Annotated in this window: 16 protein-coding genes and 1 tRNA gene; 6 read left to right on the top strand and 11 right to left on the bottom strand. The window is 35.7% G+C overall.

Features of this window, described 5'->3' with window-relative positions:
• The first annotated feature begins 103 nt into the window (after positions 1-103).
• The 3 genes from cbiD to cbiT are packed head-to-tail and all read left to right on the top strand — an operon-like array spanning position 104 to position 2,399.
• A complete protein-coding gene (gene cbiD / locus I6760_RS07480) occupies positions 104-1,207 on the top strand; it encodes a cobalt-precorrin-5B (C(1))-methyltransferase CbiD (protein ID WP_196593859.1) in 1,104 nt (367 codons plus the stop codon).
• Positions 1,192-1,818 (top strand): precorrin-6y C5,15-methyltransferase (decarboxylating) subunit CbiE, encoded by a 627-nt coding sequence (gene cbiE, locus I6760_RS07475; RefSeq protein ID WP_196593858.1) that lies wholly within the window; start codon positions 1,192-1,194, stop codon positions 1,816-1,818. The genes cbiD and cbiE overlap by 16 nt, the downstream gene beginning before the upstream one ends.
• Positions 1,818-2,399, top strand: coding sequence for a precorrin-6Y C5,15-methyltransferase (decarboxylating) subunit CbiT (cbiT, locus tag I6760_RS07470; RefSeq protein WP_231036155.1), 582 nt, complete (start codon positions 1,818-1,820; stop codon positions 2,397-2,399). Before cbiE ends, cbiT begins: the two co-directional genes overlap by 1 nt.
• Positions 2,400-2,505: 106 nt before the next feature.
• On the opposite strand, the gene I6760_RS07465 is transcribed toward cbiT, so the two are convergent.
• From I6760_RS07465 to I6760_RS07430, 8 genes are all read right to left on the bottom strand, one after another.
• Positions 2,506-2,925: a hotdog family protein gene (locus tag I6760_RS07465; protein WP_196593857.1), complete on the bottom strand. Its 420-nt coding sequence runs from the start codon at positions 2,923-2,925 to the stop codon at positions 2,506-2,508.
• Entirely contained in the window at positions 2,922-4,238 is a 1,317-nt protein-coding gene (locus I6760_RS07460; protein WP_196593856.1) for a class I adenylate-forming enzyme family protein, read from the bottom strand. Before I6760_RS07460 ends, I6760_RS07465 begins: the two co-directional genes overlap by 4 nt.
• Positions 4,239-4,240: 2 nt before the next feature.
• Entirely contained in the window at positions 4,241-5,389 is a 1,149-nt protein-coding gene (locus I6760_RS07455; RefSeq protein ID WP_196593855.1) for a thiolase family protein, read from the bottom strand.
• Positions 5,382-5,933, bottom strand: coding sequence for a biotin transporter BioY (locus tag I6760_RS07450; RefSeq protein ID WP_231036153.1), 552 nt, complete (start codon positions 5,931-5,933; stop codon positions 5,382-5,384). Before I6760_RS07450 ends, I6760_RS07455 begins: the two co-directional genes overlap by 8 nt.
• Before the next feature lie 503 nt (positions 5,934-6,436).
• Positions 6,437-6,793 carry a metal-sensing transcriptional repressor gene (locus I6760_RS07445; protein ID WP_196593853.1) on the bottom strand — a complete coding sequence of 119 codons (357 nt, stop codon included), beginning with the start codon at positions 6,791-6,793 and terminating at the stop codon, positions 6,437-6,439.
• Positions 6,774-6,980, bottom strand: a complete 207-nt coding sequence (locus I6760_RS07440) for a type II toxin-antitoxin system Phd/YefM family antitoxin (protein WP_196593852.1) — start codon at positions 6,978-6,980, stop codon at positions 6,774-6,776. Before I6760_RS07440 ends, I6760_RS07445 begins: the two co-directional genes overlap by 20 nt.
• A gap of 18 nt (positions 6,981-6,998) precedes the next feature.
• Positions 6,999-7,229 carry a hypothetical protein gene (locus tag I6760_RS07435; protein WP_196593851.1) on the bottom strand — a complete coding sequence of 77 codons (231 nt, stop codon included), beginning with the start codon at positions 7,227-7,229 and terminating at the stop codon, positions 6,999-7,001.
• 16 nt (positions 7,230-7,245) lie between these two features.
• Entirely contained in the window at positions 7,246-8,199 is a 954-nt protein-coding gene (locus I6760_RS07430; protein ID WP_196593850.1) for a magnesium transporter CorA family protein, read from the bottom strand.
• A 373-nt stretch (positions 8,200-8,572) separates the two neighbouring features.
• Here I6760_RS07430 and I6760_RS07425 point away from each other — a divergent pair.
• A tRNA-Ser gene (locus I6760_RS07425) sits at positions 8,573-8,661 on the top strand.
• A 181-nt stretch (positions 8,662-8,842) separates the two neighbouring features.
• Here the strand turns inward: I6760_RS07425 and I6760_RS07420 are convergent.
• On the bottom strand, positions 8,843-9,220 hold the full coding sequence (locus I6760_RS07420) for a type II toxin-antitoxin system HicB family antitoxin (protein ID WP_196593849.1): 378 nt from the start codon (positions 9,218-9,220) through the stop codon (positions 8,843-8,845).
• A 23-nt stretch (positions 9,221-9,243) separates the two neighbouring features.
• The gene (locus tag I6760_RS07415; RefSeq protein WP_182188169.1) at positions 9,244-9,423 is read right to left on the bottom strand and encodes a type II toxin-antitoxin system HicA family toxin; all 180 of its coding nucleotides are present in this window, start codon (positions 9,421-9,423) and stop codon (positions 9,244-9,246) included.
• Between the two features lie 475 nt (positions 9,424-9,898).
• Here I6760_RS07415 and I6760_RS07410 point away from each other — a divergent pair, with 475 nt between their 5' ends.
• Both I6760_RS07410 and I6760_RS07405 read left to right on the top strand, forming a co-directional pair.
• Positions 9,899-10,273 (top strand): tyrosine-type recombinase/integrase, encoded by a 375-nt coding sequence (locus tag I6760_RS07410; protein WP_196594799.1) that lies wholly within the window; start codon positions 9,899-9,901, stop codon positions 10,271-10,273.
• A gap of 346 nt (positions 10,274-10,619) precedes the next feature.
• On the top strand, positions 10,620-11,147 hold the full coding sequence (locus tag I6760_RS07405; protein WP_196593848.1) for a hypothetical protein: 528 nt from the start codon (positions 10,620-10,622) through the stop codon (positions 11,145-11,147).
• Here the strand turns inward: I6760_RS07405 and I6760_RS07400 are convergent.
• The gene (locus I6760_RS07400) at positions 11,136-13,094 is read right to left on the bottom strand and encodes a heavy metal translocating P-type ATPase (protein WP_196593847.1); all 1,959 of its coding nucleotides are present in this window, start codon (positions 13,092-13,094) and stop codon (positions 11,136-11,138) included. The two genes, I6760_RS07405 and I6760_RS07400, sit on opposite strands and share 12 nt — an antisense overlap.
• Between the last annotated feature and the right edge of the window lie 116 nt (positions 13,095-13,210).

Below are 13,210 nucleotides of genomic sequence, written 5' to 3'. Positions count from 1 at the left end.
ACTCAATCTCTGGCAGACTATTTTAATTATATTGCACCCTTTAAAACTATGTTTTATAATTTATTTGACAGAATAATTTATTTTTATAAAGATAGGACTTACTATGACAAAAAATATGCGAAGTGGTTATACTACAGGTTCCTGTGCTGCAGCCGGCACCAAGGCAGTTCTTTTATATTTACAAAAAAACATTATCAGCAACAGCGTATCACTTAATGCTTTAAGCGGCGAAAAGCTATCTATCCCGATAAAGAGACTGACTCCCTTAGCCGGCGGAGCATGTGCCGAGGTAATAAAAGACGCCGGTGATGACCCCGACATAACTAACGGCGTTTCTATTTTCACAGAATTACATTTAAATGATACCGGAAATATTTCCTTTTTTGGTGGCAAGGGCATTGGAACAATTACCCGGGAAGGAATGTCTATCCCTGTTGGTGAACCGGCAATAAATCTCGGTCCGCGCAAAATGATAACGAATGTAATCCGTGAATTTTTGCCGGAAAATCAGGGCTGTGACATAACCATATCTATTCCTGCTGGTGTTGAACTAGCTAAACGCACCTTAAATCCTGTATTGGGAATAAAAGGCGGTATTTCCGTAATAGGCACAAGTGGTATAGTTCGTCCTATGTCAGAAGAAGGGTTTAAAAATTCGCTTACGCCACAAATAGATGTGGCATATGCCGCCGGCCTTTTCAACCAAGTCTTTGTCCCAGGGAAAATTGGTGAAAATATTGCCATAAAGCTGGGTCTTCCCAAACAGGCAATAATCCAGACCAGTAATTTTATTGGTCATATGCTTGATTACGCCGCCCAAAAAAAACTGAAAAGTGTTTTATTGGTTGGTCATCTTGGTAAACTGGTAAAAGTAGCTGCCGGTAATTTTCACACACACAGCAAAATTTCTGATGCCAGACTGGAAACACTTGCTGCTTATTCCGCTCTTTTAGGCATGGATCAGTCCGGCATAAAAAAAATCTTTTCCTGCGTAACCACTGAAGCAGTTATGCCTATAATCTCTGACTATAAATTAGATGATAAGCTTTATCCATTATTATGTCAGAGGGCCAGCTTTCGTTCTATGCAGCATGTATATAATGATTTGACAGTAGGTACAATTATGGTAACATTAAAAGGAACCATATTAGGGATGGATGAAAACGCTAAAAAGATAGGCAGGGAATTACATTGGAACACAAAATAACAGTAGTTGGCATAGGCCCTGGTAGTAAAGATTATATTTTGCCTATTGCCCTCAAAAAAATTAACGAAGCACACATATTAGTTGGTAGCAGCCGTGCGTTAGCTGACTATGCTTCTGAAAAACAAAAAACGGCCCCTATTACCGCTGATATTCAGGCAGCTATGGCTTTTATTCGGCAGGAATTATCTAACGAAAATGTTGTCGTCATGGTATCGGGTGATCCCGGCTATTACTCGTTGTTAGCGGCATTACGAACTGAATTCGAGCCTTCATGCCTGGATGTTATCCCGGGAATAAGCTCCATGCAATTGGCATTTTCCCGCATTAGCTTCCCATGGCAGAATGCGGACTTAATGAGTCTGCACGGCAGACTTCCTGATTATGCTTCTCTGGCATATGAAAAAGATCGTATTATCGGGATGCTTACAGATGCAGAACATAACTCACAGCGAGTAGCAATGTTACTACTTGACGCCGGCTGGCCGCAAAACACCAATATATATATATGTTCACGGCTTTCTTATCCCGATGAAAAAATAATTAATACCACGCTCATAAGAGCAACAGCTGAACCTGCTGTACGTCATTGTATAATGGTGGTGTTAGGATAATGATACATATACCAGGTATAAAAGATGATCTATTTATCCGTGGCAACGTCCCTATGACTAAGGAAGAGGTTCGTACTATTACTTTATGTAAGGCCCGTATAAAACCAGAAAATACCGTTTTAGATATAGGTGCTGGTACGGGATCGCTATCGGTTGAAGCCGCGCTCATGACTGAAAAAGGACATATATATGCAGTAGAAAAAAATCCTGCTGCCATCGGACTCATAAAGCAAAATGCTGCTAAATTTGCTGTGACCGACAGAATCTCCATTATTGAAGGAACAGCACCTGACGCATTAAATGACATTGATAATTATGATGTGGTTTTCATTGGCGGCAGCGGTGGTAATCTTCCCGAGATACTTGATGTTGTCAGTGCCCATATAAATGTCGGAGGTACAATTGTCGCTAATGCTATAACACTGCAAAACGTCAATATTATATTGGACTATATGAAGCAAAATGATATGTATAGTTACGATGCCGTACTAATACAAACCAGTCGGCTAAAAAAAGCCGGCCCATATGATATGATGATCGGGCTTAACCCTGTCTATATAATTACCTGCTGTGTAAAATAAATGTTTTTCAAAAATAATTTGTGCCTGTACAGATGGCTTTAACTCAAAAACAATCTTCCTTAATGGCAAATCTAACAATAAGGTAATATTTTCATCTTTAATAACTTTATATATTATTTTTTCCCGCCATGCAGCACCATTCTGCACTCAAAACAGCTTCACCAAGGAGACTTACATGGCCTTTTTGGTGAAGCATTTTTCTATGTACCCGAAGATTTTCCACCTGCATAATAACTGTATTAGGAATTGCTACCATCCTTTTTACAATGACCTTATCTATGGAAATTACTGCCATGATATTGCCATCTACCAAATCCAGCATTTTTACACCAGCACCGCCGCACTGCATAAGTGATTCAACTAATATTGTACTGGGAATAATTTTTTTTCCATCTATAGTAGAATAAAATATATTATCGCCATTATAACTTTTTTCTCCAATAATCATATTTGGCTGAGCCTTTATTATTTTGTCAACAAATAAAAATGGGGGACGTTGTGGTAATAATTTTTCTATTTCCATCATAAATTCTTTTCTTCTGCCAGCTTTTTCAAGCTTATTTTGTCTACCTTACCGCTGCTATTTAGCGGCAGTTTATTCAAAAAAACAACATTATGCGGACGATAACCCATGTTCTGCATACAATAATGGAATATATCTTTTGCCTTAACAGCAGCTGATTTACTTACTATGGCTGCTATGATCTTTTCACCACGTATTTTATCATGTACAGAAAAAACTGCTGCCTCTTCTACAAATGGATATTTTTTAAGAACTTTTTCCATCTGTTCCGGCTGTATTTTTACTCCACCAACATTTATTGTCCCATTTTTACGACCAAATAACGTAAGGTATCCTTCATCATCAATTTTCCCCAGATCTCCCGCACTTGCTCTTGGTCTCTGTGCGGGGATAATATAAGGACTTTCTACCCATACAACACCATCTATAACTTCTGCTTTTACTTGGGGAAATAATTTCCCTACACTTTCCGGTCTTTTTAATAAATCATCTAAACCAGCATAACTTACATGCCCCAATTCACTGGCTCCATAATATTCTACAATAGCTGCCATAGGAAAATATTTTTTTAGCTGTTGTACGACATCTATACTTATTTTTGCTCCGCCTGTAACCAATGACGTTACTTTCTTATTAATTTTTTTTACCATTTTCAACAGCATACTATAATGAGCCGGCACCATAAAAATAGCATTTACCTTGTATTTATCCATATCTGCCAGCCATGTCTGCGGTAATCTGTTTTTGGCAATGATCACACATCCCCCGGCAAAAAATGTGTGTATACAGGCATTTAAATTAGCACTATAGGACAAATCTCCAACTAAATATACATTATTTTCACTGTTTATGTGAAATAATTTACTCTGCCAGGGAAATGCCTCCATCCAGCTGCGATGATCTCGTAAAATAATCTTTGGAGTTCCTGTAGTAGATCCTGAACTCATTGCCCCGAGAAAAATATCATCAGCTATTATATTAGGCAGCGATTTTTTATGGTTTCCCCAAAAATCACTAAAAGCTACTTTCACTTTAATTTGATATTTATTCATTAATTCATCACAAACTTTTTCTGGCATCTCACTGTTCGCCAGCACACATATTCCACCAGCTTTGATCACTGCAAAAAAACCTAATAACAATTTGACCGGATTTTTTTCCTGTAAAAATACCATTTCTCCTTTTTTTATAAACTCTGCGGCAAAAGCCATTTCTGAACTTTTTTCTTCTAACTGCCCATAAGTTATTTTTTTATTATTATAAATCAGGCAGACTTTCTTTTTCGGCTGCTGTCTTAACAGATCTGATATCAACATATTCAAAATCCCTTCATTAATATTGCTGTACCTAATCCCCCCACTGCTCCAATAGAAGCAATGCCCATCTTTTTTTGTTTTGTTCTCAATGTTCTTAACAAATGCAGTAATATTATCGCTCCTGATGCCCCATAAGGATGCCCAAAAGCAATAGCACCACCCATTTGATTTACTAAGTCCAATGGTATATTTAAAGCTTTACAGCATACTATTATCTGTACTGCAAATGCTTCATTTATTTCTACTGCTTCTACACATTCCATCTTAAAATTGTATATATGCTGCAGTTTTTTTATGGCATTTATTGGTCCCAGCGGGAAAAAATTGGGATCACATCCCACATTTACTGCTGGATATAAAAGAGCCTGCGGTACCAGTCCATATTTTTTTACAGCTGCTTGTGACGCAACAAGCAGCAAGGCAGCACCATCATGTTTCAAACATGAATTTCCTGCCGTAATATTACCATTTTCTTTAAATGCACCACTTAACCTTGATAATAATTTCATACTCATATTTTTTTTAGGACCTTCATCCTTACTAAAACAATGTCCGTTATTCCATACGGGCACAATCAACGAGCGCAGACAACCGTCTTCTGCCACACAGGCTTTTTGATGGCTTTTCAAAGCCAACTCATCCATCTGCTCACGGGATATATTAAATTTATCCACCAGAAATTCCGCTGCCATACCTATATCAGGATTACCTACCCATTCAGGTGAAAATGGTGCCTGTTCATAAAAACCATCATTTTTCTTACGGGGATCTCTATCACTAAAATATCTCCTGGGAGCCAAAGATGTACTCTCCACACCGCCAGCAATAACTAAATCGGCCCTGCCCGACACAATCATTGCTGCCGCCATATCAACAGCTGTCAACCCAGAACTGCACTGTACATCTATAGTAAATGCCGGTATTTCATAAGGCCAGCCTGCTTCTAATACAGAAACTCTCGCTATATTTCCACCTGGTCCTATGATATTTCCCATAACAACAGCATCAATATTCTCCGGCTGCAAATTATTTTTATTTATAATTTCATTAAGAACGACTGCCGCTAATTTTTCCGGCAGGATATTTTTAAATATCCCATTTCTTTTTCCAATAGCTGTCCTGGCTCCATCTATTAAACAGGTTTCAAACATTATCTCTCCTTAATCCAGGAATATTTTTATGCAATGTTTTCGTTATAAATACGGCTAGTATTACCTTTAAAAGGTCACCAGGAATAAATGGCAGCATTCCTACTGTTATCGCCTGTTTCATATTCATTTGTGTAATAAATAGAAGCCAGGCTATTGCAACAATATATTCTATTACAATACCACCCAAAAAAATTCCCGCACCTATTCTAAATGTATTATTGCTATCACCTATTACAAAAGAAATCACTGCTACTCCCAACAGAAAACCTGCATAGTAACCTCCACGTGGTCCCAGCAATACACCCATCCCTCCGGTAAAACCAGAAAAAACAGGCAGGCCGGCAGCCCCTAAAAAAATTACCGTTAATACACTATAAAGGGCTCTCTTTACCGATAATATACTGCCCGCCAGCATCACTCCAAGACTGACACCGGAAATAGGTACCGGTCCAATAGGAATAGAAATAAATCCCAACACAATAATAAGTGCCGCAAATAATGCTGCATATATAAAATCCCTTATTTGTCCTGATCCACTGTTCAAAATACTCATCTCCCATTTATAAATAATTTTATATTGAATTTTTTAGCAGTCTTAATAACTAATATTACCTGCCAAAACAGCAACAATTTATATTATGCCGCTCACCATATTCCATCCTATATTTACTCTTTTAAGAACAAATAATAATGTACACACTTTTCTCTCCGCATAATACGAATTTATATATAATTATATAGTCAATTAGTTTACTTCTCAAGCAGGAGAGATAAAACACAAAATCAAGAACGCATTTTTTACCAATAAAAACATCCTTTTTATTTTTATATAATTTCTGTAATGAGGAAACAATGATACTCATACACGAGTAAAAGTATTTATATTTAAACAATTTCTTACAAAATATATTTCGCATTACTAAATTTAAAATAAAAAACAAAAAACCAGCCATAAAATTTTTATAGCCAGTCCTTTAATTATATTATTATATAAAAAATCGCAACTTACTCACAAATCGGATAAAAAAACACCTGTCCCTGTTTATATCATTTAATAAATTTGTCAATAGCACTCTTTAATTTTTCTATTGTTTCCATGTCATTATTTTTTACTGCATCAACTATACAATGCTCCATGTGATCCTTTAATATAAGTTTAGACACATTGGTAACGGCTGCATTAACTGCTGCTAGTTGTATCAAAACATCACTGCAGTCTCTACCACTTTCGACCATACCTCTTACAGCATTCATATGTCCTATTATCCGTGCCATGCGATTTAAAACAGCCTTTGTCTGTGTATGTGCATGTATATGACTATGTGAATGTTCATTTCCATGCTCATGTTCGTAACTGTCACATTCTAACAAACCAATATATCCCTCACTCTCTTTGTTTTTCATTATGCTCATCATCCTTATTTTTTAATAAAAAAAGTTCTTTATTAATATCATTATATTTATCCATTGACATGACTACCAAATTTTTTCCATTGCCTCTTTGTACTACTAAAAGATCTTTTTCATCAACTGTCTGTTCTGCATAAATGGTAAATTCACGTAAAAAATCAGAAGAGGAAACAACTTTCATAACTTTCTTCCTTTCAACTCAACAAGAACTTTTTCCCAAAGCAGGATGACGCGTCGGCCTCAAACTTAATTTTCTGACAAGTTCAATAGCCTTGGATAAACTAATATCATCTCGCTCGTTATTTTTTTCAAATATACATATAGGAGGATCTATGCCTATCTCTGAAGCCGGCATATATACATATTCAGCAGTAACATTATCTCCATATATGATTCCGTTTTTTAAAGCAGCCTCTATCATTGTAGGCATAAATATTTCTCCTCATTCAAAACATATTTCTTCGCCATAAAAATATTGCACAGCCGGCAGCCATAAAAACAGATATGAGTGATATATATATAAAACCCATAGGATTATCAGCAAAAGGAATAGGTACATTCATGCCAAAAAATCCGGAAATAGCCGTTGGTATTGCCAATATAATTGTTACTGCCGTTAAAAAACGCATTACTAAGTTAAGATTATTAGACATTATTGAAGAAAAGGTATCTGCCATCCTTGATAATATAGTACTATACATGTCTCCCATTTCCCGTGCCTGTTTATTTTCTATAATGACATCTTCCAACAAGTCTTCATCTTCTTCATACACTTTTATTATATTCTGGATGTTATGATTAGAGCGTATGCGCATAAGCTTATCCAACACTGCAGCATTAGATCTAAGTGATGCATTAAAATAAGTAAGCCCTTTTTGTAGTTCTAATAAACGCAATATTTCACGATTTTGAAGAGATTCACGCAGTTTTATTTCTATTTCATCGGACAACTTATCTATCTGTCTAAGATATCTAAGATAATAGGTAGCTGATTTATATAACAACTGCAGTAAAAACCGTGTTTTTTTAAATGTTCTAAAATAATTACTTGTCTGCTGATTAAATTCAGAAATTAATGGTGTTTCTTCCAGACAAACAGTAATAATATATTCTGTAGTCAGTATGATTGCCAATGGCAATGTATCATACATTTCCGGTCCGCATACTACAGGCAGATTTGTTAATACCATAATAGAATTGTCTTCAACATCTATATGGGAACGTTCTTCGTTATCAAGTGCTGAGCGAAGAAAATCCGGTTCAACTTCAGTTAAATTACTTACCACTTTTAATTCATATGGTGTAGGTGCCACTATATTTATCCATGCACCTTTTTCCAAAGTTTTTAAACTTAATTCCTTTAAAGGCCCTGATTCCAGGGATTTATATATTTTGAGCATAGTCTATGACAAATTCTCCCTTCCGTAGAAAATTTACGTCATAAACCGCAAGGATATATGGCGCAAATTCCTATTACATTTTATTGTAAAAAAACAATGTCGTGGATGGTCTGCATCCATATTTCCCGCCTCTTTCTTTTATCAGACAATCAAGCAGCTTTTTATTGATTTTTTATTAAATATCAATAAAAGTAGTTCTATTCAGACTGACACATCTGAAAATCTAATATTATTTTAACAGACAACTGCCATCTATAAACTGATCCATTAAAATATTACCCCATGGTATAATAGAAGTCAATAAGTTTAAAATTAATATACTGTAAAATTTGACAACATTTTCATTACTTGCTATAATAATTAAGCATTGTAAGGAGAGGTGTCCGAGCGGTTTAAGGAGCTGGTCTTGAAAACCAGTGATACGGCAACGTACCGTGGGTTCGAATCCCACCCTCTCCGCCATATAGTAGTAAGCTTTAAGGTCTGTCGAAAGGCAGACCTTTTTTAGTGTCCAGTGACTTCTGACAGCTTATTTTGACAGCCTGCACTTTTGCTTTGATTTTACTGTAAAAATTATTCCACTTTTTGGGTGAAAAATAAATCCTGCACATAAAAAAGCACCCCGGAGGATGCTTTGATAAATTTAGATTTTTTCAATCAACGCTTCTTTAAGCACTGACGAAAAGTTAACATGTTTTTTTTCTGCTGCGTCATTCAACCATTCAGGAATTGAAAGAGTCTTTTTTACTGCTCTATTCCTTCTTTGGTATTGCTCTGGATTTCCTTTGATATAACTGCAAAAACCATTTGTGACTTTAACTGTTTTAATATCTGACGGTTCAGGAATATCAATACCACGGTCAAGTAAGCTTGCTAAATATCCACTTAATGCTTCTGCTGCCATATCCATCGCATCCTGTAAATTTTCACCATCAGAAACACAACCTTTTAAGTCTGGAAATTCTACAGTATAAATATTATCTTCATCAATTCTGAAAATTGCTGGAAAAATATTTTTCATAATCTTTTGCCTCCTCGCATGACTTATTTCAGTCCTGCATCTTTCAATATCTTTTCCTGAGTACCTTTGCTTAAATCCCTGTTAGCATGTACTGGAACAACTATTGTCTGGCTGCTTTTTATCATAACATGATGGCTCCCAGCTATTCTATCAAGTTCCCAGCCATTCTGTTTCAGTAATTTCAGCATATCTTTTCCCGTCATTTAGTACTCATCCTTTCTCATTAATTTTATTATATACGTATTTTACGTATTAGTAAAGAGAATTTATCAAAAAATATCGAAATAAAGGCATTAAAAAACCGCTCACCTCTCGGTTTCGGCTGTGTGTTACTCTTCACTTTTCTATAGTATAGCATATAAAATACAGTAGTTATTCCTGGAATAAATTTTTAGTCATTGGATATGCTCTTTTACTGTTTTTTGCTGATTTACCAACTGAGTTATTTTCGATAGTAAAGACTCTTTTTTTTTAAATACCCATTAATGTCTCGTTTGCAGCACTTAATCCGATATATTTATAACCTTTTTTTAAAGCATATATTTCTATTTTTAAAAGAATAATATCAAATATATTATTCCCAAGAGCGTTATATTTCTCATCTAAAATTTCATTATCATTAGGATTATTTGAATTCTGTAAAAAAATATCTGAAATGAATAGTTCATCAAATAAAACATTTGCTATATTGAGTTTAAAAGAACTGATATCATTAAAACAATCTTCAAATTAAAAAATGGTACAAAAGCTACTGATTTAGATTTTGTATTCACATCAGAAATTAATTTTAAAACTATGATCACCCCTAATGGGCTTACGCATATTTTTAGACGTGCAAAAAAAGCCGCTGGCATAAAAACGGCAATAACTTTTCACTCATTTAGGCATACTCACACAACAATGCTTGTTGAATCTGGTATCCCTATTAAGGCTATTCAAATAAGATTAGGCCATTCAACACCTACTTTCACGTTAACACAATATGCGCATAACACTGAAAAAATGCAGCAAGAAATAGTAGACTTTCTTAACAAACAGCCAAAGATAATTTGACAGCCTGCCAAAAAAAATATACAAATATATGCAACGATATATAATAAAAAAATTATTAGTTTTTAACAAAATGAGAAAGGCAGGCTGTCAAAAGGACTATAAATGCCATAAAATAAGCCTGTATTAGTCTTGAAAACCAGTGATACGGCAACGTACCGTGGGTTCGAATCCCACCCTCTCCGCCATATAGCAGTAAGCTTTAAGGTCTGTCGAAAGGCAGACCTTTTTTAGTGTATATAAAAATTTTATAAACATTTTGTCATTAATGAAGGTATTTACCGTATTTTATAGAATGTTCCCTTAATTGGATAAATTTATTTTTTAATAAAAAGGAGCGAATACTTCAATGGGTAAAAAAAATGCCAGTAAAAAAACCGCTGATAAGGCTCAGACAATACTTTTAGATATTTTTAACAACATAGCAATAAAGCAGCCGGTCATGCAGCTTACTGCCAATTATAATTGGGGACCTCCAGTAGCTGGAAGATGTGACGGCGGTGATTTTCTCGATATTTATATTGCAACTAATATAAAAAATAAAAATACCAGCGTACATGTTTACGGCAAAAATTCTCATACAGAAAACTGGTCTATCATTAAAGAAGATACTATAAAGCATACTGCGGACTTCAACGGTGAATATGATTTATATGAGCTGCATTGGAACAATCAATACAATTTCCCTGAGGAATACGTAATTATGGTTGATGATGGCACTGGAAATTTATCCTATGATAATAATCAACACCACAATTTTCAACTACGCCCATATTCAGGACATGATCATATCGCATCTGTCATTGTAGCCAAAAACGTGATATACAAATTAGCCCATAATGTTAATTATCATTCTTCCATAGAATCAAGCCATTAATTTCCATTGTCGCCATTTATTCGGCAGATATAAAAAACGGATAGAATTCATTATACACAATACTGCTGCTCCTGTATCGGCAAAAACAGCACTCCACAAAGATGCGTGTCCTAAAAGCCCCATTACCATGACCGCAGATTTAATTCCCAGAGCTAAAATAACATTTTGCATCGCTATATTACGTGTTGTTTTTGCTATATCTACAGCATCTGCTATGGATTCAACCTTCGATGTCATAAAAACAATATCCGCTGCTTCTATAGCTGCATCGGAACCTGATCCCATAGCTGCACCTACATCTGCATTAGCCAATACCGGAGCATCATTTATTCCATCACCGGTAAACAGTATTTTTCCATGTTTACCACGCAATTTCTGCAGAATTTTCAATTTATCTTCAGGCAAAAGCCCGGTATAGATTTCCTTTATATTCAATGTTTCTGCCGTGATTACCGCGCTTTCTGTAGAATCTCCAGTCAGAAGTGCTGGTTTTATTGCTTGTTTCCTTAGTCTGTTTACCGCCAACAGAGCATCACCTTTCAATGTATCCCCCATTACAATACAACCAGCATATTTTTCCTCAACTGCCAGATAAATGGTTGTTCCCATCGCTTTTTCTATTATGATGTTGTTTTCATTCATAAATCTTTGATTCCCACAAATTATTTTTTTACCATTTATTACAGCTGTCATTCCCTTGCTAGGACTCTCCTCTACTTCAACGGCTTTGGGAATAGTCAGCTGTTCTTTTTCTGCTTTTTTCACTATGCTGACAGCTATAGGATGTGCAGAAGTACGTTCCAATGCAGCACATATTCGTAATATATCCGCCTGAGAAAAACCATTTTTGCTTTTTATTTGCTGTATAGCAAAAACGCCTTGCGTAAGTGTACCTGTTTTATCCAAAGCTGCTACTTTAACTTGTGCCAAGGCTTCAAGTGCGGCTCCATCTTTAAATAATATTCCCTGCCTTGATGCTGTTCCTATCCCTGAAAAAAAAGCTAAAGGCACACTTAGCACCAAAGCACAAGGACAACTTATGACTAAAAACGTTAAAGCCGCATATATATACGCATGCCACTGTCCTGTTGCCAAAGGAGGAACAATGGCAATCAATAGTGCTGCTCCTGTTACAACGGGTGTATATATCCGCGCAAACCGGTTGATAAATCGCTGTATATGTGGTTTATCAGCCGCAGCACTCTGTACAGCAGACAGTATTCTTGATACCATGGACTGTGATAATGGTTTATCCACACGTATTTTTATTACCCCTGATTTGTTTATACAACCTGATAATACTGCTCTGCCTTCCGTTACATTTACTGGCATGATTTCTCCTGTAAGTGGTGACGTGTCAAGCTGACTACTTCCCTCTACTATAATGCCATCCAGCGGTATCCTGTCTCCAGGACGTACCAGAATAACATCACCTATCCGGGCCTGTGTTGCGGGGACAGAAACAATCTCATCACCGTTTAATAACAATATACTTTCTGGACGCATATCAATAGCTTTTATTATCTGTTGACGACTTTTTCCTGTTGCTCTTTCTTCAAAAAACTCTCCTATTCTAAAAAACAGCATTACTCCCACTGCTTCAGGATATTCGGCTATTGCCATCGCTCCCAATGTAGCTATACTCATTAAAAAATTTTCATTAAATACTTGTCCTTTTAATATATTGCGAAAAGCATTATATAAAACATTCCTGCCTAATATAATATAAGCAACTGCCAAAAATAGCAATTTATATTCTGGTATAAAAACTGCAACAGCAAATAATATGGCTCCCAGCATTATTTCCCGAAAATCTCTACTCTTATACCATTTTAATACCCTGCTGTCATGATTATGCCCACCATGACAGCAACATGAACAGGCTGTCATACTTTCTTCTGTTGAAAGATACATGCCGTTTTCATTAATATCCGTATTTTTCAGCACAATCGTCACCTCTTATTTTTCCTTGTAATAATAAAATTAACCAGCAACAATTACATATTTTTTCATATAAACATATGATTATTTATTCATACGTATTATATCATTACATTACTCGA

Source organism: Pectinatus sottacetonis, assembly GCF_015732155.1.
Classification (GTDB): domain Bacteria; phylum Bacillota; class Negativicutes; order Selenomonadales; family Selenomonadaceae; genus Pectinatus; species Pectinatus sottacetonis.
The sequence above is the reverse complement of the archived record's forward strand: the minus strand, read 5'-3'. Positions and strand labels throughout refer to the sequence as shown.

Bases quoted from the DNA above. Each gene is read 5' to 3' on its own strand.
- cbiT (WP_231036155.1), top strand. From the start codon at position 1,818: ATGATACATATACCAGGTATAAAAGATGATCTATTTATCCGTGGCAAC.
- I6760_RS07465 (WP_196593857.1), bottom strand. From the start codon at position 2,925: ATGATGGAAATAGAAAAATTATTACCACAACGTCCCCCATTTTTATTT.
- I6760_RS07405 (WP_196593848.1), top strand. From the start codon at position 10,620: ATGGGTAAAAAAAATGCCAGTAAAAAAACCGCTGATAAGGCTCAGACA.
- I6760_RS07415 (WP_182188169.1), bottom strand. From the start codon at position 9,423: ATGACGGGAAAAGATATGCTGAAATTACTGAAACAGAATGGCTGGGAA.
- I6760_RS07430 (WP_196593850.1), bottom strand. From the start codon at position 8,199: ATGCTCAAAATATATAAATCCCTGGAATCAGGGCCTTTAAAGGAATTA.
- I6760_RS07435 (WP_196593851.1), bottom strand. From the start codon at position 7,229: ATGCCTACAATGATAGAGGCTGCTTTAAAAAACGGAATCATATATGGA.
- cbiD (WP_196593859.1), top strand. From the start codon at position 104: ATGACAAAAAATATGCGAAGTGGTTATACTACAGGTTCCTGTGCTGCA.
- I6760_RS07445 (WP_196593853.1), bottom strand. From the start codon at position 6,793: ATGAAAAACAAAGAGAGTGAGGGATATATTGGTTTGTTAGAATGTGAC.
- I6760_RS07440 (WP_196593852.1), bottom strand. From the start codon at position 6,980: ATGAAAGTTGTTTCCTCTTCTGATTTTTTACGTGAATTTACCATTTAT.
- I6760_RS07455 (WP_196593855.1), bottom strand. From the start codon at position 5,389: ATGTTTGAAACCTGTTTAATAGATGGAGCCAGGACAGCTATTGGAAAA.
- I6760_RS07420 (WP_196593849.1), bottom strand. From the start codon at position 9,220: ATGAAAAATATTTTTCCAGCAATTTTCAGAATTGATGAAGATAATATT.
- I6760_RS07460 (WP_196593856.1), bottom strand. From the start codon at position 4,238: ATGTTGATATCAGATCTGTTAAGACAGCAGCCGAAAAAGAAAGTCTGC.